This is a genomic window from Rhodovulum sp. ES.010 (genome assembly GCF_900142935.1).
In the GTDB taxonomy this organism is placed as follows: domain Bacteria; phylum Pseudomonadota; class Alphaproteobacteria; order Rhodobacterales; family Rhodobacteraceae; genus Rhodovulum.
In genome coordinates, this window is record NZ_FSRS01000001.1 from 3,062,168 (window position 1) to 3,084,365 (window position 22,198).

The following is a 22,198-nucleotide window of genomic DNA, read 5'->3' on the forward strand; positions in this document are numbered from 1 at the left end:
TCAGAGCACCCCCGCTTCGTCCTTGAGTTTCGTCAGCAATTCGTCGACCGAGCCGACCTTGACGCCGGCCTGCCGCTCGCGCGGTTCGGCGGTCTTCAGCACCTCGAGTCGCGGCGTGACGTTGACGCCGTAATCGGCGGGAGTCTTTTCGTCGAGCGGCTTCTTCTTGGCCTTCATGATGTTGGGCAGCGAGGCGTAGCGCGGCTCGTTGAGGCGCAGGTCCACGGTGACGATGGCCGGCATCTTGACCTTGATCGTCTGCAGGCCGCCATCGACCTCGCGGGTGACCAGCGCGTTATCTCCGTCGATGCCGAGCTTGGAGGCGAAGGTGCCCTGGCTCCAGCCCAGAAGCGCCGCCAGCATCTGGCCGGTCGCGTTCATGTCGTTGTCGATCGCCTGCTTGCCGGCGAGGACGAGGCCGGGCTGTTCCTCGTCGATCACCGCCTTGAGGATCTTAGCGACCGCCAGCGGCTCGATATCGTCGTGGATATCCTCGGCGGCGACAACCAGGATCGCGCGGTCGGCACCCATGGCGAGCGCCGTGCGCAGCGTTTCCTGCGCCTGCTTGACGCCGATCGAGACCGCGACGACCTCCTCGGCCTGGCCGGCCTCCTTCAGGCGGATCGCTTCTTCCACTGCGATCTCGTCGAAGGGGTTCATCGACATCTTGACGTTGGCGAGATCGACCCCCGTGCCGTCCGCCTTCACGCGGACCTTCACGTTGTAGTCGATCACGCGCTTGACGGGCACGAGTACCTTCATCGGCGTGTCTCTCCTTGGCTAGCATGCCCCCCGGCAGGGCGGCAGGTCAGTCATTGGGCCACCTGTTAGCGAGTCTGAAACCGGGAAAACAGGTCAAAATCGACGCGACAGGAAATTTCGACGTCACGTTCGCAGGCTTTCGATTGTTGCCCTGGGGTCCGTCAGCCGCCGGGCCTGCGGCTCACCGGTTCGCGCCCGGCACCCACAGCACGTCGGCCTTTCCGCCGTCATTGGCGAGGCGGGCCGCGACGAAGAACCAGTCGGACAGCCGGTTGAGGTATTTCACCGCCCAAGGGTTCACCGAGTCCGTGGTCGCAAGCTCCACCGTTTCGCGCTCGGCCCGGCGGCTTACCGTCCGGCACAGGTGAAGATGCGCGGCCAGCGCCGAGCCGCCGGGCAGTATGAAGCTGCGCAGCGGTTCGAGATCGGCATTCATCGCGTCGATCTCCGATTCCAGCCGCCTGACCTGCGCCTCGACCATGCGCAGCGGCGGATACTCCGCCTCGGCATCCTTGTGCAGGTCCGGCCGGCACAGATCGGCGCCCAGGTCGAACAGGTCGTTCTGGATCGCGGCAAGGCGGGTATCCATCTCGCCCTCGGCATGGAGCCGCGCAAGGCCGAGCGTCGCGTTCGCCTCGTCCACGGTGCCATAGGCGGTGACCCGCAGACCGTGCTTGGCCACCCGGCTGCCGTCGCCCAGCGCGGTTTCGCCGTGGTCTCCGGTCTTGGTGTAGATCTTGTTCAGAACGACCATCCTGATCCCCGTTGCTGACTTGCCTGTGCCGTTGGGCGCGACATAGCTGGAATGGTGCCGAAAGCGACCCCGGACTTCACCCCTTGGCGATGATCCAGTCAAGCGCCGCCGTGGGCAGCGCTCGGCGCAGGACGTTCATGATGTAGGTCGGCGTCGTGACAAAGTAGCGGGCGCGCGGACGCGGGCTTTCCAGCGCATGGATCAGCTTTCGGCTTACCGCCGCGGGTGGAAGTTCGAACCTGTCGGGGCCGCGCGACTCGTAGAGCCGTTTCAGGAGGCTGGTGCGATACTGTTCGGCCCGCGGACTGGCCTTCCAGTTGACCCAGCGTTCGAAATGCGGGATCGAGTTGACCCGGATCCGCGAGGTGGTGGGACCCGGCTCGATCAGGACAACGTGCAGCGGCGTGTCGCGCATCTCCAGCCGCAGCGAGTCGGTCAGCCCTTCCAGCGCGTATTTCGTCGCCACATAGGCGCCGCGCCATTTCATCGGCACGAAGCCGAGCACCGAAGAGCAATTGACGATCCGACCGTGCCCCTGCGCCCGCATCGCCGGGATCACCCGCACGGTCAGGTCATGTACCCCGAAAAGGTTGGTTTCGAAGATCTCCTGCAGAGCGCCGCGGGGCAAATCCTCCACCGCACCGGGGCAGCCGAAGGCGCCGTTGTTGAACAGCGCGGCGAGCGTGCCGCCGGTCCGAGCCAGCGCTTCGTCCACCGCGGCGCCGATACTGCCCGGATCGGCGTAGTCGAGCGGGAAGCTCTCCAGCCCCTCGGCACGCAGTCTCGCGCAATCGGCCTCTTGCCGGCAGGTCGCGAAGACCCGCCAGCCACGGCGGGCCAGCGCGTGCGCCGCGTCATATCCGATTCCCGACGAGCACCCGGTGATCAGGACCGATCTCTCCGCCATGTTTACCACTCGCCTCTGGACCGCGTTCGGCCCGCGCTATACACAACATCCATGTCCGACGCTACCGATGACCCCAAGATGGACGCGCCATTGGCCGAGCCGCTCCGCCGTGCGATCGGTGAGCGGTATCTGACCTACGCGCTCTCAACGATCATGGACCGGGCCCTGCCCGACGCGCGCGACGGGCTGAAGCCGGTGCACCGGCGGATTCTCTATGCGATGCGGGAACTGCGCCTGTCCTCGTCGGGCGGCTATCGCAAGTCGGCGAAGATCTCGGGCGACGTGATGGGCAACTATCACCCCCATGGCGACTCCGCGATCTATGACGCGATGGCGCGGCTGGCGCAGGAGTTCAACGTCCGCTATCCGCTGGTCGACGGGCAGGGGAACTTCGGCAATATCGACGGCGACAACCCTGCCGCCTCCCGTTACACCGAGGCCCGCCTGACCGCCGCGGCCGAGGCGCTGATGGAGGGGCTGGCCGAGAACGCGGTCGATTTCCGCCCGAACTACGACGGCACGCTGGAAGAGCCCGTCGTGCTGCCCGCGGCCTTTCCGAACCTGCTTGCGAACGGCTCCAGCGGCATTGCGGTCGGGATGGCCACCAACATCCCGCCGCACAATATCGACGAACTGGTGCGGGCCTGTCTCCACCTGATCGAGACGCCCGATTGCCGTGACGACACCCTGCTGACCTACATCGAGGGGCCGGACTTCCCGACCGGCGGCGTGATTGTCGAGCCCAAGGATAGCATGGCCCAGACCTATCGCACCGGGCGCGGGTCGTTCCGCCTGCGCGCCCGGTGGGCCAAAGAGGACTTCGGCCGCGGGCAGTGGCAGATCGTCGTCACAGAGATTCCCTATCAGGTCCAGAAGTCGAAGCTGATCGAGAAGATCGCGGAGTTGATCCAGGCCAAGAAGGTGCCGATCCTAGCCGACATCCGCGACGAAAGCGCCGAGGATATCCGCCTGATCCTGGAGCCGCGATCCAAGAACGTGGACCCCGACGTGTTGATGGGCACGCTGTTCCGCAATTCCGACCTTGAAGTGCGCTTCAGCCTCAACATGAACGTGCTGATCGACGGGCGTACGCCGAAGGTCTGCTCGCTCAAGGAGGTGCTGCGCGCGTTCCTCGATCACCGGCGCGAGGTGCTGGTCCGGCGCAGCCGGTACCGGCTGGAGAAGATCGATCATCGGCTGGAGGTGCTGGAAGGCCTGCTGATCGCCTTCCTCAACCTCGACCGGGTGATCGACATCATCCGCTACGACGACGACCCCAAGGCCGCGCTGATGGCCGAGGATTGGTCGCGCCCGCATGTCCGTGCGACCTCGGAGGGCGATTATGTCTCGCCCTTGCCCGCCGACACCGAAGGGCAGCTGACCGAGGTGCAGGCCGAGGCGATCCTGAACATGCGCCTGCGGTCGCTGCGCCGCCTGGAGGAAATGGAGCTGTCGTCCGAGCGCGACAAGCTGATCGCGGAGCGCGTGGCGCTCGAGGAGTTGCTGGAAAACGCACCTGTCCAGTGGGCGAAGATCGCCGAGGAGCTGAAGGAGGTCCGCAAGACGTTCGGCCGAAAGGCGTCCGGCGGCGCGCGCCGCACCCGCTTCGCCGAGGCGACCGAGGTCGAGGAGGTGCCGCTCGAGGCGATGATCGAGCGCGAGCCGGTGACGGTCGTGTGTTCGCGGATGGGCTGGATTCGCGCGATGAAGGGACACCTGGAGGCCGGCGCCAACCTGAAGTTCAAGGATGGTGACGCGGGCCGTTTCCTGATCCACGCCGAGACCACCGACAAGCTGCTGGTCTTCGGGGCGAACGGGCGGTTCTACACCCTGCCCGTAGCCCAGCTTCCGGGCGGGCGCGGCATGGGCGAACCGGTCCGGCTGATGGTCGACCTGCCGAACGATGTCGAGATCGTCTCGTTGATGATCCACCGCCCCGGCGAGAAGCTGCTGGTCGCCTCCAGCGCGGGTGACGGGTTCGTGGTGGCGGCCGACGAGGTGCTGGCCCAGACTCGCGCCGGCAAGCAGGCGCTCAACGTGCGCGGCGACTCCGTCGCGCGCGTCTGCAAGCGCGTGGCGGGCGATCATGTTGCCTGCGTGGGCGAGAACCGGAAGGTGCTGGTCTTCGCCCTCGATGAGCTGCCCGAGATGGCGCGCGGCAAGGGCGTGCGGCTGCAGAAATACAAGGATGGCGGGCTGTCGGACGCAACCACGTTCACGCTCGCCGAAGGGTTGATCTGGCGCGATCCCGCGGGGCGCACGCGCACCGAGGCCGATCTTTCGGAATGGCTGGGCAAGCGCGCGGGCGCCGGCCGCATGGCCCCGCGCGGCTTCCCGCGCGACAACCGTTTCACCTGAGCCGGGGCCGTTGCGCGGGCTACCCCCCTGCGCTATCCCGTACGGGGTTTGCAACACCGGGGGGATCATGCATCACGCCGTTTCCAGTCTTCGTTCCGCGCTGCTGATTGGCGGGGCCGTCCTCCTTGCCGGCTGCGCCGCCAAGGACCCGCTTAGTCAGCCGGCCGTCCCGCTCGGCGATTTCAGCCTCGGCTATACGATCGTCGTTGCCGACGACGCCAAGCTCGTGCCCCCCAGCCGCAGCGCGACCGCCGAGGAGTGGGAAAGCGTTCTGAAGGCGGCCCTGGAGCGGCGGTTCGCGCGTTACGAGGGCGACAAGCTCTACCACTTCGGGGTGAATGTGGATGGCTATGCGCTGGCGGTGCCCGGCGTGCCGGTCATCGCCTCGCCGAAGTCGATCCTTGTGGTGTCGGCCAATGTCTGGGATGACGCTGCGGGCGAAAAGCTGAACGCCGAGGTCGAGCAGTTGTCGGTCTTCGAGGACCTGACCGGCGACAGCGTGATCGGAACTGGGCTGACGCGCAGCAAGCAAGAGCAGATGCACGACCTGGCCGACAATATGGCCCGCCGGATCGAACGCTGGCTGGTCGAGAACCGCGAGGACTGGTTCGGCTTCGACCCCGAAGCTCCGGCCGCCGACGCGCCGGTCGCGCCCGCGGCGTCGGGTGTCCCGGCCGAGTCGATCTCCCAAGCGACCCTGGGCGGCCCCGAGACGGATTCGGCCGCCGCCAACTGACGCTTGATTTCTCCGTGACCTCGGACTAGAGAGCGCGCGATGTTGAATCGGGCCTTCCTGAGGGCCCCCTAATCAATGAGGCGCCCCACCCATGGCGAAGGAAAAGTTTGAGCGTACGAAGCCGCATGTGAACATCGGGACGATTGGGCATGTGGACCACGGCAAGACGACGCTGACGGCGGCGATCACGAAGTATTTCGGTGATTTCCGGGCCTATGACCAGATCGACGGGGCGCCGGAGGAGAAGGCGCGGGGGATCACGATCTCGACGGCGCACGTGGAATACGAGACCGAGAACCGGCATTACGCGCACGTGGACTGCCCCGGCCACGCCGACTACGTGAAGAACATGATCACGGGCGCGGCGCAGATGGACGGCGCGATCCTTGTGGTGAACGCGGCCGACGGCCCGATGCCGCAGACCCGCGAGCACATTCTGCTGGCCCGCCAGGTTGGGGTGCCCGCGCTGGTGGTATTTCTCAACAAGGTCGACCAGGTGGACGACGAGGAACTGCTGGAGCTGGTCGAGATGGAGGTGCGCGAGCTTCTGTCGAGCTACGACTTCCCCGGCGACGACATCCCGATCGTGGCGGGCTCGGCGCTGGCGGCGATGGAGGGCAACAACCCCGAGATCGGCGAGGAGAAGATCCGCGAGCTGATGGCGGCCGTGGACGACTTCATCCCGACGCCGGAACGTCCCGTTGACCAGCCGTTCCTGATGCCGATCGAGGACGTGTTCTCGATTTCGGGCCGCGGCACGGTGGTGACCGGCCGGGTGGAGCGCGGCGTGATCAACGTTGGCGACGAGATCGAGATCGTTGGGCTGAAGGAGACCAGGAAGACGACCTGCACGGGCGTCGAGATGTTCCGCAAGCTGCTGGACCGCGGCGAGGCGGGCGACAACATCGGCGCGCTCTTGCGCGGCATCGACCGCGACGAGGTGGAGCGCGGGCAGGTGCTGTGCAAGCCGGGTTCGGTGACGCCGCACACCAAGTTCGAGGCCGAGGCCTACATCCTGACCAAGGAAGAGGGCGGCCGCCACACGCCGTTCTTCGCCAACTACCGCCCGCAGTTCTACTTCCGCACGACGGACGTGACCGGGACGGTGGAACTGGCCGAAGGCACCGAGATGGTGATGCCGGGCGACAACGTGTCGTTCAAGGTGGAACTGATCGCGCCGATCGCGATGGAGGAGAAGCTCCGCTTCGCCATCCGCGAAGGCGGCCGCACCGTCGGCGCAGGCGTCGTCTCCAAAATCATCGAGTAATCCGGCCGCACGCCGGAACATTACGAGGGGGCCGTCCGACAGGGCGGCCCTTTCCCTTTGCGAGGCCGTCGCCAACCCGGCCCCCGCGCTGCGACTGCGAGGGCGCACGCCGTCCCTCGGCAAGCTGTGCCCTGGAGTCGCCGGCGAAGCAGCCCGGAGCGGCAATGTCTGCAGCGCCTTGCGCCCGGTATCGCCCGAGCGCGCAACAGACGCTCGCTCCGCATCGCTCAGCAGGCCGGGGGCCTCCGCGGCCGTACTCCGGCGCGAGCGCTGCCCGGGGCACGGTGGCGACGCGTCACCGGTTGCCGGAGGGGAGACGCGCACATGGGGGCGGCGTAGCACCGCACCGCCCGCGAAACCTGAGCCGCGGTCGAAAAACCGGGCTTGATTCCGCCTGCGCAGGGACGTAAACGGGCGCACGGCCCTAGGGGTGTAGCTCAGTTGGTAGAGCATCGGTCTCCAAAACCGAGGGTCGGGGGTTCGAGCCCCTCCGCCCCTGCCAGGCCGCTTCAGGACATGTCCGCGGATTCCTGTCGCCAAGGCGCAGACGGCGCGCGTACGCCTCGCCGCTTGGGCGCACATCCCGCCTGAGGCGCGTCCAGCTGTCTCGAACGCGAAAGCGGCCGGCATCGGGTCAGCCCCTTGCAATGGGGGCGCCAAGCGCGTATCTCGGCGCCGTTGACGACGAGGATCAGGTCCGGCCATGGCAAATCCCCTTCAGTTTATTCAGCAGACCCGCGCGGAGGTCGCGAAGGTCGTCTGGCCGACCCGCCGCGAGGTCCTTCTGACCACGATCATGGTGCTGATCATGGCGACGCTGACGGCGATCTTCTTCTTCCTTGTCGACTGGTTCATCCGGACCGGGCTTCAGTTGATCCTGGGGTTTTTCGGCTGAGGCGACAGGTTTTCCCGCAGCCGGCCCTTGAAACGCCCAGGCGACATCTGTAAGGCCAATTCTACTCTGGGAGCCGGCGTGCATCGATTCGGGTTGCGCGCTGTTTTTTGTTCCGGAAAAGCGCGACGTTCGAGAAAAGATCACGGCCCCAGGCCGGAGGACACGAGGTAACGGGCATTATGGCGAAACGGTGGTATTCGGTGAGCGTGCTCTCGAATTTCGAGAAGAAGGTCGCCGAACAGATCAGGCAGGCCGTTTCCGATGCCGGTCTCGAGGACGAGATCGAGGAAGTTCTGGTGCCTACCGAAGAGGTGCTCGAGGTGCGCCGGGGCAAGAAGGTGACGACCGAGCGCCGCTTCATGCCGGGTTATGTGCTGGTGCGCATGGATATGACGGATCGTGGCTATCACCTGATCAACCAGATCAACCGAGTCACCGGGTTTCTCGGTCCGCAGGGCAAGCCGATGCCGATGCGCGACGAAGAGGTGAACCAGATCCTCAACCGCGTCGAGGAGGGCGAGGCCGCGCCGCGCTCGCTGATCACATTCGAGGTGGGCGAGAACGTCAACGTGACCGACGGTCCGTTCGAGGGCTTCTCGGGCATGGTCGAGGACGTGGACGACGACAACCAGCGCCTGAAGGTGACGGTGTCGATCTTCGGCCGGGCGACCCCGGTCGAACTGGAATTCACGCAGGTCTCGAAAGGCACCTGACGTGAGCATCGTGGGAGGCGAGCGGGCGCGCCCGCGGGCCGGACCACTAAACCGATGCGCCACCCTCGCGTGGGTCCGGCGTGGTGAGAAGAAGGAGACGGCCAGATGGCCAAGAAACTCGCAGGCACGATGAAGCTGCAGGTCAAGGCCGGCCAGGCCAACCCGAGCCCGCCCGTGGGCCCGGCGCTGGGTCAGCGCGGCATCAACATCATGGAATTCTGCAAGGCGTTCAACGCCAAGACCCAAGACATGGAGCCCGGCGCGCCGTGCCCGACGGTCATCACCTACTATCAGGACAAGTCCTTCACGATGGACATCAAGACGCCGCCGGCGTCGTATTTCCTCAAGAAGGCCGCCAAGCTGAAATCCGGTTCGCAGACGCCGGGCCGGTCGACCGCCGGGTCGGTCAGCGTCGCCCAGGTGCGCGAAATCGCCGAGGCGAAAATGAAGGATCTCAACGCCAACGATGTCGAGTCGGCGATGCAGATCATCCTGGGGTCCGCCCGCTCGATGGGCATCGAGGTGAAGGGGTGAACGCGATGACGAAGCATGGAAAACGTGTCCGCGCCGCGCGCGAGGCCGTGGCCGGCAAGTCCGATGTGACGGTCGAAGAGGCGGTCGCGCTGGTCAAGGGCAATGCCAAGGCCAAGTTCGACGAGACCGTGGAAATCGCGCTGAACCTCGGCGTCGATCCGCGCCATGCCGACCAGATGGTCCGGGGCGTGGTGACGCTGCCGAACGGTACCGGCAAGGATGTGCGCGTGGCCGTCTTTGCCCGCGGGCCCAAGGCCGAGGAGGCCAAGGAGGCCGGCGCCGACATCGTGGGCGCCGAGGATCTGATGGAGACGATCCAGGGTGGCAAGATCGAGTTCGATCGCTGCATCGCGACCCCGGACATGATGCCGATCGTCGGGCGGCTGGGGAAAATCCTCGGCCCGCGCAATCTGATGCCGAACCCCAAGGTCGGCACGGTGACGATGGACGTGGCCGACGCGGTCAAGAACGCCAAGGGTGGCGAGGTGCAGTTCAAGGCCGAAAAGGCCGGCGTCGTGCATGCCGGCATTGGCAAGGCATCCTTCGACGAGGGCAAGCTGGTCGAGAACGTGCGCGCTTTTGTCGACGCGGTGAACAAGGCCAAGCCCACGGGCGCAAAGGGCACCTACATGCAGAAGGTGTCGTTGACCTCGACCATGGGGCCCGGCGTCACCATCGACGTGGCCTCGGCCACGGGCAACTGATTTCGGGCGGGCCGGTGGCCCGCCTGCACGAATTCCCGCGCCTTCGGGTGGGGGGATGGCGGGGCGGATACGCCCCGTCCTGTCCGAGACGGAGGGTGCATCCCGAACGGGACGCTTAATGTCCTTCCTGAGATGGGGAAACGAGACAGATTCCGCGAAGGTCTTTCCTTCGGGCGATCCTGGCCTCGGGACCCTCACGGACCCGACCGCCGGGCCTTTGGGTCCGGCAAAACTGAGCCGGGGGGCGACCCCCAGATTGGAGTGAAACTGTGGATAGAGCCCAGAAAGAGAAAGTGGTCGAGGAACTCGGCCAGATCTTCGAAAGCTCTGGCGTCGTGGTGGTTGCGCACTACGCGGGTCTCACGGTTGCCGAGATGCAGGACCTGCGCGCGCGCATGCGCGAGGCGGGTGGGTCCGTTCGCGTCGCCAAGAACAGGCTCGCCAAGATCGCCCTGGAAGGAAAGCCCTGCGCCAGCATCGCCGACCTTCTTACGGGCATGACCGTGCTCACCTATTCCGAAGACCCCGTGGCGGCAGCCAAGGTCGCGGAAGGCTTTGCCAAGGATAACAAGAAGTTCGAGATCCTTGGCGGGGCGATGGGTGAGACGTTCCTGGACCGGGCCGGTGTCAAGGCAGTGTCCGACATGCCGTCGCGCGAGGAGCTCATCGCTTCGATCGCCGGCTGTATCGGTGCACCCGCCAGCAACATCGCCGGGGCCATTGGCGCGCCCGCTTCCAATATCGCGAGCATCCTCTCGACCATCGAGGAGCGTGCGGAAGCCGCTTGAGCAACTTGTGATCCCGCGTGAGGCGAATCGCGCTCGCGTTGGAACAGACAAAGTGAAAGAACGGAAACGGAAATGGCTGATCTGAAGAAACTTGCCGAAGAGATCGTGAACCTCACGCTGCTCGAGGCGCAGGAACTGAAAACCATCCTGAAAGACGAATACGGCATCGAGCCCGCCGCAGGCGGCGCCGTGATGATGGCCGGTCCCGCCGCCGGTGGGGAAGCCGAGGCTGCCGAGGAGCAGACCGAGTTCGACGTGATTCTGAAGTCCGCCGGGGCGTCCAAGATCAACGTCATCAAGGAGGTCCGCGCGATCACCGGCCTTGGCCTGAAGGAAGCCAAGGAACTGGTCGAGGCCGGCGGCAAGGCCGTCAAGGAACAGGTCTCCAAGGAAGAGGCCGAGGAGATCAAGGGCAAGCTCGAAGCGGCTGGCGCCGAAGTCGAGCTCAAGTGATCCGGGCGCGGGTGGACGGCCCGCGACCCCATGCGCATTGGCTGGGCCGGGGTGATTCCCTGGCCCGGCCGAACCTGTCTTGAAAAGGGCTTGGGCGAACGGAGCCCTTTTCAAGGTGCGGTTCGAGGTTCGGGAGCGGTCGGTGGGACGTCCGCAAGAATGGAACCTTGCCCCCTGTTTCGTGAGCGGCGCGCGGCCGGGGCCCGACGGCATTGCGCGACCGCGACAGACGAAAGGCGAGACCAAGCATGACGCAGAGCTACGTTGGCCAGAAACGACTCCGCAAATACTACGGCAAGATCCGGGAAGTCCTGGACATGCCGAACCTCATCGAGGTTCAAAAATCCTCTTACGACCTTTTCCTGAAATCCGGCGACCAGCCCGAGCCGATGGACGGCGATGGCATCCAAGGCGTGTTCCAGTCGGTCTTCCCGATCAAGGATTTCAACGAAACCGCAGTGCTGGAATTCGTCCGCTACGAATTGGAGCGCCCGAAATACGACGTCGAGGAATGCCAGCAGCGCGACATGACCTATGCGGCGCCGCTGAAGGTCACGCTGCGGCTGATCGTGTTCGATGTCGACGAGGATACCGGCGCCAAGTCGGTTAAGGACATCAAGGAACAGGACGTGTTCATGGGCGACATGCCGCTCATGACGCAGAACGGCACCTTCATCGTGAACGGGACCGAACGGGTCATCGTGTCCCAGATGCACCGCTCTCCGGGCGTGTTCTTCGACCATGACAAGGGCAAGACGCACAGCTCGGGCAAGCTGCTCTTCGCCTGCCGGATCATCCCCTATCGCGGGTCCTGGCTCGACTTCGAGTTCGACGCCAAGGACATCGTCTTCGCGCGCATCGACCGCCGCCGGAAACTGCCGGTGACGACGCTGCTCTATGCGCTGGGTCTGGACCAGGAAGGCATCATGGATGCCTATTACGACACGGTGCAGTTCAAGCTGGAGAAGAACAGGGGCTGGGTCACCAAGTTCTTCCCCGAGCGCGTGCGTGGCACGCGGCCGAGCTATGATCTCGTGGACGCCGACACCGGCGAGGTGATCTGCAAGGCCGGCGACAAGGTCACGCCCCGCGCGGTTAAGAAGATCATCGACGAGGGCAAGATCACCGAGCTTCTCGTGCCCTTCGATCACATCGTGGGCCGCTACGTCGCCAAGGACATCATCAACGAGGAAACCGGCGCGATCTATGTCGAGGCCGGGGACGAACTCACCTGGACCGTCGACAAGGACGGCGAGGTAACCGGCGGCACGCTCAAGGCGCTGCTGGATGCAGGGATCACCGATATCCCGGTGCTCGACATCGATAACATGAACGTGGGTCCGTATATCCGGAACACCATGGCGCAGGACAAGAACATGAACCGGGAAACCGCGCTCATGGATATCTACCGCGTCATGCGCCCGGGCGAGCCGCCCACCGTCGAGGCCGCGACCACGCTTTTCGACTCGCTGTTCTTCGATCCCGAGCGCTACGACCTCTCGGCCGTGGGCCGGGTCAAGATGAACATGCGCCTGGCGCTGGACGCACCCGACACCCAGCGCACGCTGCGCAAGGAAGACATCATCTCCTGCATCAAGGCGCTGGTGGAGCTGCGCGACGGCAAGGGCGAGATCGACGATATCGACCATCTCGGCAACCGCCGGGTGCGCTCGGTCGGCGAGCTGATGGAGAACCAGTACCGCGTCGGCCTTCTGCGGATGGAACGCGCGATCAAGGAGCGGATGTCGTCGGTCGAGATCGACACGGTGATGCCGCAGGACCTGATCAACGCGAAACCGGCCGCCGCCGCCGTGCGCGAATTCTTCGGTTCCTCGCAGCTGTCGCAGTTCATGGACCAGACCAACCCGCTGTCGGAAGTCACGCACAAGCGCCGGCTGTCGGCGCTTGGTCCGGGTGGCCTGACCCGCGAGCGTGCGGGCTTCGAGGTGCGCGACGTGCACCCGACGCACTATGGCCGGATGTGCCCGATCGAGACGCCGGAAGGCCCGAACATCGGTCTCATCAACAGCCTCGCGACCTTCGCGCGGGTGAACAAGTACGGCTTCATCGAGACGCCATATCGCCGCGTCGAGAGCGGGCAGGTGACCGACGAGGTCCACTACATGTCCGCCACCGAGGAGATGCGCCACACCGTCGCCCAGGCGAACGCGAATCTCGACAATGAGGGCCGGTTCATCAACGATCTGGTGAACACCCGCCAGGCCGGCGAATACACCATGGCCCCACGCGAGAACGTCGACCTGATCGACGTGTCGCCCAAGCAGCTGGTGTCGGTTGCCGCCTCGCTGATCCCGTTCCTGGAAAACGACGACGCGAACCGGGCGCTGATGGGTTCGAACATGCAGCGCCAGGCGGTGCCGTTGTTGCAGGCCGACGCGCCCTTCGTCGGCACCGGCATCGAGCGCGTGGTGGCGCGCGATTCCGGGGCGGCGATCATGGCCACCCGCGGCGGCGTGATCGACCAGGTCGACGCGACCCGGATCGTCGTGCGCGCCACCGAGGACCTGGAGCCGGGCGACCCGGGCGTCGACATCTACCGGCTGCGCAAGTTCCAGCGGTCGAACCAGAACACCTGCATCAACCAGAAGCCGCTGGTGAAGGTGGGCGACAAGGTAACCAAGAACGAGGTCATCGCCGACGGCCCCTCGACCGACATGGGCGAGCTTGCGCTCGGCAAGAACGTGATCGTCGCGTTCATGCCCTGGAACGGCTACAACTACGAGGACTCGATCCTGATCTCGGAACGCATCGCGCGCGATGACGTGTTCACCTCGATCCACATCGAGGAGTTCGAGGTCGCCGCCCGCGACACCAAGCTGGGCCCGGAAGAGATCACCCGCGACATCCCGAACGTGGGCGAGGAAGCGCTGCGCAACCTCGACGAGGCGGGCATCGTCTATATCGGCGCCGAGGTGGGGCCGGGCGATATCCTCGTGGGCAAGATCACCCCCAAGGGCGAAAGCCCGATGACGCCGGAGGAGAAACTGCTCCGCGCGATCTTCGGCGAAAAGGCGTCGGACGTGCGCGACACCTCGCTGCGCCTGCCGCCCGGCGATTACGGCACCGTGGTCGAGGTGCGGGTCTTTAACCGGCACGGCGTCGACAAGGACGAGCGTGCGTTGCAGATCGAGCGCGAAGAGGTCGAGAGCCTCGCGCGCGACCGGGACGACGAGCAGGCGATCCTGGAACGCAACATCTATGCGCGCCTCAAGTCGATGATCCTCGGCAAGAAAGCGGTGAAGGGCCCGAAGGGCGTCGCGCCGAATTCCGAGATCACCGAGGAGCTTCTGGACGGCCTGAGCCGCGGCCAGTGGTGGCAACTCGCGCTCGAGGGCGAGGAGGATGCCGCCCAGGTCGAGGCGCTGAACGCCCAGTTCGAGGCGCAGAAGCGTGCGCTGGAACACCGTTTCGAGGACAAGGTCGAGAAGGTGCGCCGGGGCGACGACCTGCCGCCGGGCGTGATGAAGATGGTCAAGGTCTTCATCGCGGTGAAGCGCAAGCTGCAACCCGGCGACAAGATGGCCGGCCGCCACGGCAACAAAGGCGTCGTGTCCAAGGTGGTGCCGATGGAGGACATGCCGTTCCTCGCGGACGGCACGCCCGTGGACCTGGTGCTGAACCCGCTCGGCGTCCCCTCGCGGATGAACGTCGGGCAGATCCTCGAAACCCACATGGGCTGGGCCGCGCGCGGCCTGGGGCTCAAGATCGACGACGCGCTGGACGAGTACAAGCGCTCGGGCGACCTGACGCCGGTGCGCGAGGCGATGCGCATCGCCTATGGCGACGACGTCTACCAGGAAGCGATCGCGGCGATGGACGAGGAGGCGCTTGTCGACTCCGCCTCGACCGTGACCCGCGGCGTGCCGATCGCGACGCCCGTCTTCGACGGCGCCAAGGAGGCCGATGTGGACGACGCGCTGGTGCGTGCGGGCTTCGACACCTCGGGGCAGTCGGTCCTGTTCGATGGCCGCACCGGCGAGCAGTTCGCTCGACCCGTGACGGTGGGCGTGAAGTACCTGCTCAAGCTGCACCACCTGGTGGACGACAAGATCCACGCGCGCTCGACCGGGCCCTACAGCCTGGTCACCCAGCAGCCGCTGGGCGGCAAGGCGCAGTTCGGCGGCCAGCGCTTCGGCGAGATGGAGGTCTGGGCGCTGGAAGCCTACGGCGCCGCCTACACCTTGCAGGAGATGCTGACGGTCAAGTCGGACGACGTGGCGGGCCGGACCAAGGTCTACGAGTCGATCGTCAAGGGCGAGGACAATTTCGAGGCCGGCGTGCCCGAAAGCTTCAACGTTCTGGTGAAGGAAGTCCGCGGCCTCGGCCTCAACATGGAACTCCTGGACGAGGAGGACGAGTAGGGGCCGCGTAACCGGCCCCCTCCCTACCCGACGCCTCTCAAGGATTGAAAGATGAACCAGGAACTGACCCCCAACCCGTTCAACCCGCTGGCCGCGCCCAAGCAGTTCGACGAGATCAAGGTTTCGCTCGCCTCCCCCGAGCGCATTCTCAGCTGGTCCTACGGCGAGATCAAGAAGCCTGAGACCATCAACTACCGCACGTTCAAGCCCGAGCGTGACGGCCTGTTCTGCGCGCGCATCTTCGGGCCGATCAAGGACTACGAGTGCCTTTGCGGCAAGTACAAGCGCATGAAGTATCGCGGCGTCGTCTGCGAGAAATGCGGCGTCGAGGTGACGCTGCAGAAGGTCCGGCGCGAGCGCATGGGCCATATCGAATTGGCCGCGCCGGTCGCCCATATCTGGTTCCTCAAGTCGCTGCCCTCCCGCATCGGCCTGATGCTGGACATGACACTGCGCGACCTGGAACGCGTGCTCTACTTCGAGAACTACGTCGTGATCGAACCCGGTCTGACCGATCTGACCTATGGCCAGATGATGACCGAGGAAGAGTATCTAGACGCCCAGGACCAGTACGGCGCGGATGCCTTCACTGCCGGGATCGGCGCCGAGGCGATCCGCGAGATGCTGGCCCAGATCGACCTCGAGTCCGAGGCCGAGCGTCTGCGCGAGGAGCTGAAGGAAGCCACCGGCGAGTTGAAGCCCAAGAAGATCATCAAGCGGCTGAAAGTCGTCGAGAGCTTTCTTGAATCCGGCAACCGCCCGGAATGGATGATCCTGACGGTGATTCCGGTGATCCCGCCGGAACTGCGTCCGCTGGTGCCGCTGGACGGTGGCCGGTTCGCCACGTCGGACCTGAACGACCTCTACCGCCGGGTAATCAACCGGAACAACCGCCTCAAGCGGCTGATCGAACTGCGCGCGCCCGACATCATCGTCCGCAACGAAAAGCGGATGCTGCAGGAGTCGGTTGACGCGCTGTTCGACAACGGCCGCCGCGGCCGGGTCATCACCGGGGCCAACAAGCGCCCGCTGAAGTCGCTGTCGGACATGCTCAAGGGCAAGCAGGGCCGCTTCCGCCAGAACCTTCTGGGCAAGCGGGTCGACTTCTCGGGCCGGTCGGTCATCGTGACCGGACCGGAACTCAAGCTGCACCAGTGCGGCCTGCCAAAGAAGATGGCGTTGGAGCTGTTCAAGCCGTTCATCTATTCGCGGCTCGAGGCGAAGGGTCTCTCTTCGACCGTCAAGCAGGCCAAGAAGCTGGTCGAGAAGGAGCGCCCCGAAGTCTGGGACATCCTCGACGAGGTGATCCGTGAGCATCCCGTCCTGCTGAACCGGGCGCCGACGCTCCACCGTCTGGGCATCCAGGCCTTCGAGCCCACGCTGATCGAGGGTAAGGCGATCCAGCTTCACCCGCTGGTCTGTTCGGCCTTCAACGCCGACTTCGACGGCGACCAGATGGCCGTGCACGTTCCCCTCTCGCTGGAAGCCCAGCTTGAGGCCCGCGTGCTGATGATGTCGACGAACAACGTGCTGTCGCCGGCGAACGGCGCGCCGATCATCGTGCCGTCGCAGGACATGATCCTTGGCCTCTACTACATCACGATGGAGCGCCAGGGCATAAAGGGCGAGGGCATGGCCTTCGCCGATGTCGAAGAGGTGCAGCACGCGCTCGACGCGGGCGAGGTGCATCTGCACGCGAAGATCACCGCGCGGATCAAGCAGATCGACGAAGAGGGCAACGAGGTTCTCAAGCGTTACGAGACCACGCCCGGCCGCGTGCGGCTCGGCGCGCTTCTGCCGCTGAACGCCAAGGCGCCGTTCGAACTGGTCAACCGCCTTCTGCGCAAGAAGGAGGTGCAGCAGGTCATCGACACCGTCTACCGTTATTGCGGGCAGAAAGAGTCGGTCATCTTCTGCGACCAGATCATGTCGATGGGCTTCAAGGAGGCGTTCAAGGCGGGCATCTCCTTCGGCAAGGACGACATGGTGATACCCGAAAGCAAGTGGACCATCGTCGAGAACGTCCGCGACCAGGTGAAAGAGTTCGAACAGCAATACATGGACGGGCTCATCACCCAGGGCGAGAAGTACAACAAGGTCGTCGATGCCTGGTCGAAATGCTCCGACGAGGTGGCGAACGCCATGATGTCGGAGATCTCGTCGGTCAAGCTCGACGACGAGGGCCGCGAGATGGAGCCGAACTCTGTCTACATGATGTCCCATTCGGGCGCCCGGGGCTCGCCCGCGCAGATGAAGCAGCTGGGCGGCATGCGGGGCCTCATGGCCAAGCCCTCGGGCGAGATCATCGAGACGCCGATCATCTCGAACTTCAAGGAAGGCCTGACCGTGCTGGAGTACTTCAACTCCACCCACGGCGCGCGGAAGGGCCTGGCCGACACCGCGCTCAAGACCGCGAACTCGGGTTACCTGACCCGGCGCCTGGTGGATGTGGCGCAGGACTGCATCGTGCGGCTGAACGATTGCGGCACCGACCGGGCGATCACCTGTGAAGCGGCGATCAATGACGGCGAGGTCGTGGCCTCGCTGGCCGAACGGCTGCTCGGCCGGGTGGCGGCGGACGACGTGCTGAACCCCGGCACCGACGAGGTTCTGGTCAGCGCCAACGAACTGATCGACGAGCGCAAGGCCGACGCGATCGAGAAGGCGGGTGTCGCCACGGTGCGCATCCGCTCGCCCCTGACCTGCGAGGCCGAGGAGGGCGTCTGCGCCGCCTGCTACGGCCGCGACCTAGCCCGCGGGACCATGGTCAACGTGGGTGAAGCGGTGGGCATCATCGCCGCCCAGTCGATCGGCGAGCCGGGCACCCAGCTGACGATGCGGACCTTCCACATCGGCGGCATTGCCCAGGGCGGCCAGCAGTCTTTCCAAGAGGCCAGCCAGGAAGGCAAGATCGAGTTCCGCAACCCGAACCTGCTGGAGAACGCCGCGGGCGAACAGATCGTGATGGGCCGCAACATGCAGGTCGCGATCATCGACGAGAACGGCGTCGAGCGGGCCAGCCACAAGGTCGGCTACGGCACCAAGGTCTTCGTGGCCGAGGGCCAGAAGGTCGAGCGGGGCGACAAGCTCTTCGAATGGGACCCCTACACCCTGCCGATCATCGCCGAGAAAGCAGGCGTGGCCAAATTCGTTGACCTGACCTCTGGCGTTTCGGTGCGCGAGGAAACGGACGACGCCACCGGCATGACCCAGAAGATCGTGTCCGACTGGCGCGCCGCGCCCAAGGGCAATGATCTCAAGCCCGAGATCCTGATCGTCGATCCGGCGACCGGCGAGCCCGTGCGCAACGACGCGGGCAACCCGGTCACCTACCCGATGTCGGTCGACGCGATCCTGTCGATCGAGGACCAGCAGGACATCAAGGCCGGCGATGTCGTTGCGCGGATCCCGCGCGAGGGCGCCAAGACCAAGGACATCACCGGCGGTCTACCGCGGGTGGCGGAACTGTTCGAGGCGCGCCGTCCCAAGGACCACGCGATCATCGCCGAGATCGACGGCTATGTGCGGTTCGGCCGCGACTATAAGAACAAGCGGCGGATCTCGATCGAGCCCTCGGACGAGACGCACGAGCCCGTCGAATACATGGTGCCCAAGGGCAAGCACATCCCGGTGCAGGAAGGCGACTTCGTGCAGAAGGGCGACTATATCATGGACGGCAATCCCGCGCCGCACGACATCCTCGCCATCATGGGGGTCGAGGCGCTGGCCGATTACATGATCGACGAGGTGCAGGAGGTCTATCGCCTGCAGGGCGTGAAGATCAACGACAAGCATATCGAGGTCATCGTCCGGCAGATGCTGCAGAAGTGGGAGATCCTCGACTCGGGCGACACGACGCTTCTCAAGGGCGAACATGTCGACAAGGCCGAGCTGGAAGCCGCGAACGAGAAGGTGGAGGCCAAGGGCGGGCGTCCCGCCGAGGGCCAGCCGATCCTTCTGGGCATCACCAAGGCGTCGCTCCAGACCCGGTCCTTCATCTCGGCCGCCTCGTTCCAGGAAACGACGCGGGTGCTGACCGAGGCCGCCGTCCAGGGCAAGCGCGACAAGCTGGTGGGGCTGAAGGAGAACGTCATCGTCGGCCGGCTGATCCCGGCGGGCACCGGCGGGGCGAGCCAGCGCGTGCGCCGCATCGCGGCCGAGCGCGACCAGAAGGTGATCGACGCCCGCCAGGCCGAGGCCGAGGCCGCCGCCGCGCTGGCCGCGCCGGTGGAGGAGTTCGCCGATGTGGACGAGGACGATCTGGGCCTCGTCGAGACACCGGAAAGCCGCGAGGAGTAAGCGGCCCCGATCGCGAAACAGGCGCCCCCGCCAGCGATGGCGGGGGCGTTTTCTTGTGTGCGTCCCTTCGCCATTATCGCTCGTACCAGTGGCGCAGCAATGCCAATTCCCTGTGCCTGTCATCATTTATCGATCGCGGACGATTCAGAGGGGATGTTTTGAGCATCCCCAGGACCGAACATCTTCTGAAGATAAAAGTCATAAAGTATGACCTAGTTTCGTGGAGTCACACCGATCCTATCCGCTCAAGAGCGTTCTTCGCTCGTCAATTTACCTGGGGTTTGGTCGTTGCTCGGGAGTTATTTCCGGTCAAGCTTCTTGGCGATGAAATGCCATACGGCGCTCGCCAAGAGGCTGCCCAGAAACCCGATAATGAGGGCTTCCAGCATGCAACATCCTGTCAGGGTGAGGTTCGTTTGCACGAACGCAGAAAAGCCCTGTGAGGCGCTCCCACAGGGCTACGAAAAACCCCACGCCCCGCATGACGCGGAAACGTGGGGCATCTCTTTTTCATGTGCCTAGTCGCGCTTCTCGCGCATCAAAGCTCTAGGCATAGCTTCGCACTTTCGATGCCGCAGGCCCCTATCGGTTATCTGCGCACCTGCGCGGCGTGTATCCGTAATGCCGCAACCATTTCAGCCATATGACGGCAATGGCCCCGGCTATCAGGTTCACCGGGTCCCGGCGATTTGGCGCACGGGTTCGGCGACCTTTATGTCAAGATATCTAGAGGATCGCAAGAAAAAACACATCATCTAGTGGATGCGTGACCCATCACCGACGAAACCGCGTCGCCGAGGGCGTGGATTCTGCCTCCCCCTCCGCTGCCGATATCCACCCGGTCGATCATCCTTGATCGGCCAGCTTGAAGACTAACAATCGGAACCAGAAGGAGGAATACGGTGGTCAAGCAGCCGCCGACGTGCCGCCCGTTCATCTCTCGCCGTCGCCGCGGTGTCGCAAATGGCGCTGCCGCTGGCGGCAAACCCTGATAAGGCCGGGACATGGCGCCCCTCTCCGACAACATGCGCGGCGCGGCCCTGATGATGGGGTCGATGGCCGCCTTCACCTTCAACGACGCCTGCATGAAGGCGCTGTCGGACGCGGTGCCGTTCTTTCAGGCGCTGTTTCTCAGGGGCTGCGGCACGATCCTCTTGCTGCTGATCCTCGCCCGCGCGATGGGCGGGCTGCGCCTGCGGCTGCCGCGGTGCGACTGGGGACGGATCGCGGTTCGGACGCTGGCCGAGATCGGGGCCGCCTTCTTCTTCATCACGGCCCTTTTCAACGCACCGATCGCCAACGTGACCGCGATCATCCAGACGACCCCGCTCAGCGTGACGCTTGCGGGGGCGGTGTTCCTTGGCGAACCCGTCGGCTGGGCGCGCTTGTCTTCGGTGAATGGCCGTCATGGCTGACGCTGGCGGGAGCCGCCCTGATGGCCGCGACGGGCCTCTACACGTTCTACCGGCAACGCAGGGCGGCGCCCGCCGCCGGTCCCACGACGCTGCAAATGCGTTGAGCCGGGTCAAGCGGTGTTGACACCCCCCCCGACTCGACATATAGAGCGCGCACTTCGGGCCTGCGGTCCTGTCCGCGACGCCTGAAATCAGAACTGAAGTGGTCACGATCCGGGCCCTCGGCCCCGATCCTCTGGAATTCCACCGCGTCGTTCCCGGAACGGAAAAGGGGGCGAGGGCGGTTTTCGCGTTTCGTGGACGCACGAGGCGCGCGAGACGAGATTTGAACGGGTTGCAACACGGGGAACCGGAATGCCGACGATCCAGCAGCTGATCCGCAAGCCGCGGCAGCCGAAAGTGAAACGCCAGAAGTCCATGCACCTGCAGGGCTGCCCGCAGAAGCGGGGCGTGTGCACGCGCGTCTATACCACCACGCCGAAGAAGCCGAACTCGGCCATGCGGAAGGTGGCCAAGGTGCGCCTGACCAACGGCTACGAGGTGATCAGCTACATCCCCGGTGAGAGCCACAACCTTCAGGAACACTCGGTCGTGCTGATCCGCGGCGGCCGGGTCAAGGACCTTCCGGGTGTCCGCTACCACATCCTGCGCGGTGTGCTGGACACCCAGGGCGTCAAAGACCGCAAGCAGCGCCGCTCGAAATACGGCGCCAAGCGTCCGAAGTAAGGAGAGACGTCGATGTCCCGTCGCCACGCTGCCGAGAAGCGCGAAATCCTGCCCGACGCCAAGTATGGCGACCGGGTGCTGACGAAGTTCATGAACAACCTGATGATCGACGGCAAGAAGTCGGTCGCCGAAAGCATCGTCTACAACGCGCTCGACCGCGTCGAGGCCAAGCTCAAGCGCTCGCCTGTCGAAGTCTTCACCGAGGCGCTCGACAACGTGAAGCCCTCCGTCGAGGTGCGGTCGCGCCGGGTTGGCGGCGCCACCTACCAGGTGCCGGTCGAGGTGCGCCCCGAGCGGCGCGAGGCTCTGGCGATCCGCTGGCTGATCGATGCCAGCCGCAAGCGCAACGAGAACACGATGGAAGAGCGCCTCGCCGGCGAGCTGATCGACGCGGTCCAGTCCCGCGGCACCGCCGTGAAGAAGCGCGAAGACACCCACAAGATGGCCGAGGCGAACAAAGCCTTCAGCCATTACCGCTGGTAACCCATTCAGGCCCCCAGGACCC

The 22,198-nt window shown here is 65.1% G+C and carries 17 protein-coding genes and 1 tRNA gene; 15 read left to right on the forward strand and 3 right to left on the reverse strand.

Features of this window, described 5'->3' with window-relative positions; genetic code table 11:
- From BUR28_RS15105 to BUR28_RS15115, 3 genes are all read right to left on the reverse strand, one after another.
- Positions 1–762, reverse strand: a complete 762-nt coding sequence (locus BUR28_RS15105; protein WP_074220879.1) for an electron transfer flavoprotein subunit beta/FixA family protein — start codon at positions 760–762, stop codon at positions 1–3.
- A 181-nt stretch (positions 763–943) separates the two neighbouring features.
- Positions 944–1,516, reverse strand: a complete 573-nt coding sequence (locus BUR28_RS15110) for a cob(I)yrinic acid a,c-diamide adenosyltransferase (protein WP_074220880.1) — start codon at positions 1,514–1,516, stop codon at positions 944–946.
- A gap of 76 nt (positions 1,517–1,592) precedes the next feature.
- The gene (locus tag BUR28_RS15115; RefSeq protein ID WP_074220881.1) at positions 1,593–2,423 is read right to left on the reverse strand and encodes an SDR family NAD(P)-dependent oxidoreductase; all 831 of its coding nucleotides are present in this window, start codon (positions 2,421–2,423) and stop codon (positions 1,593–1,595) included.
- A 51-nt stretch (positions 2,424–2,474) separates the two neighbouring features.
- Here BUR28_RS15115 and BUR28_RS15120 point away from each other — a divergent pair, with 51 nt between their 5' ends.
- The 15 genes from BUR28_RS15120 to rpsG all read left to right on the forward strand — a co-directional run bounded on the left by BUR28_RS15120 (position 2,475) and on the right by rpsG (position 22,176).
- Positions 2,475–4,781 (forward strand): DNA topoisomerase IV subunit A, encoded by a 2,307-nt coding sequence (locus BUR28_RS15120; protein WP_074220882.1) that lies wholly within the window; start codon positions 2,475–2,477, stop codon positions 4,779–4,781.
- 67 nt (positions 4,782–4,848) lie between these two features.
- Entirely contained in the window at positions 4,849–5,517 is a 669-nt protein-coding gene (locus BUR28_RS15125; protein WP_074220883.1) for a hypothetical protein, read from the forward strand.
- Positions 5,518–5,608: 91 nt separating this feature from the next.
- On the forward strand, positions 5,609–6,784 hold the full coding sequence (gene tuf / locus BUR28_RS15130; RefSeq protein ID WP_074220884.1) for an elongation factor Tu: 1,176 nt from the start codon (positions 5,609–5,611) through the stop codon (positions 6,782–6,784).
- Positions 6,785–7,210: 426 nt separating this feature from the next.
- A tRNA-Trp gene (locus tag BUR28_RS15135) sits at positions 7,211–7,286 on the forward strand.
- 201 nt (positions 7,287–7,487) lie between these two features.
- Complete coding sequence (gene secE / locus BUR28_RS15140; protein WP_074220885.1) at positions 7,488–7,679, forward strand: preprotein translocase subunit SecE; 192 nt, start codon at positions 7,488–7,490, stop codon at positions 7,677–7,679.
- Positions 7,680–7,858: 179 nt separating this feature from the next.
- Entirely contained in the window at positions 7,859–8,392 is a 534-nt protein-coding gene (gene nusG, locus BUR28_RS15145; protein ID WP_074220886.1) for a transcription termination/antitermination protein NusG, read from the forward strand.
- A 105-nt stretch (positions 8,393–8,497) separates the two neighbouring features.
- Positions 8,498–8,926: a 50S ribosomal protein L11 gene (gene rplK, locus BUR28_RS15150; protein ID WP_074220887.1), complete on the forward strand. Its 429-nt coding sequence runs from the start codon at positions 8,498–8,500 to the stop codon at positions 8,924–8,926.
- A gap of 5 nt (positions 8,927–8,931) precedes the next feature.
- Positions 8,932–9,630: a 50S ribosomal protein L1 gene (gene rplA / locus BUR28_RS15155; RefSeq protein WP_074220888.1), complete on the forward strand. Its 699-nt coding sequence runs from the start codon at positions 8,932–8,934 to the stop codon at positions 9,628–9,630.
- Between the two features lie 269 nt (positions 9,631–9,899).
- Positions 9,900–10,418, forward strand: coding sequence for a 50S ribosomal protein L10 (gene rplJ, locus BUR28_RS15160; RefSeq protein WP_074220889.1), 519 nt, complete (start codon positions 9,900–9,902; stop codon positions 10,416–10,418).
- A 72-nt stretch (positions 10,419–10,490) separates the two neighbouring features.
- Entirely contained in the window at positions 10,491–10,871 is a 381-nt protein-coding gene (gene rplL, locus BUR28_RS15165) for a 50S ribosomal protein L7/L12 (protein ID WP_074220890.1), read from the forward strand.
- Positions 10,872–11,119: 248 nt separating this feature from the next.
- Positions 11,120–15,253, forward strand: a complete 4,134-nt coding sequence (rpoB, locus tag BUR28_RS15170) for a DNA-directed RNA polymerase subunit beta (RefSeq protein ID WP_074220891.1) — start codon at positions 11,120–11,122, stop codon at positions 15,251–15,253.
- Between the two features lie 51 nt (positions 15,254–15,304).
- Positions 15,305–19,552, forward strand: a complete 4,248-nt coding sequence (gene rpoC, locus BUR28_RS15175; RefSeq protein WP_074220892.1) for a DNA-directed RNA polymerase subunit beta' — start codon at positions 15,305–15,307, stop codon at positions 19,550–19,552.
- A gap of 1,004 nt (positions 19,553–20,556) precedes the next feature.
- Positions 20,557–20,967, forward strand: coding sequence for a DMT family transporter (locus BUR28_RS15180; protein WP_074220893.1), 411 nt, complete (start codon positions 20,557–20,559; stop codon positions 20,965–20,967).
- 354 nt (positions 20,968–21,321) lie between these two features.
- Entirely contained in the window at positions 21,322–21,693 is a 372-nt protein-coding gene (gene rpsL / locus BUR28_RS15185; RefSeq protein WP_074220894.1) for a 30S ribosomal protein S12, read from the forward strand.
- A 12-nt stretch (positions 21,694–21,705) separates the two neighbouring features.
- On the forward strand, positions 21,706–22,176 hold the full coding sequence (rpsG, locus tag BUR28_RS15190) for a 30S ribosomal protein S7 (RefSeq protein WP_074220895.1): 471 nt from the start codon (positions 21,706–21,708) through the stop codon (positions 22,174–22,176).
- Positions 22,177–22,198 lie beyond the last annotated feature (22 nt).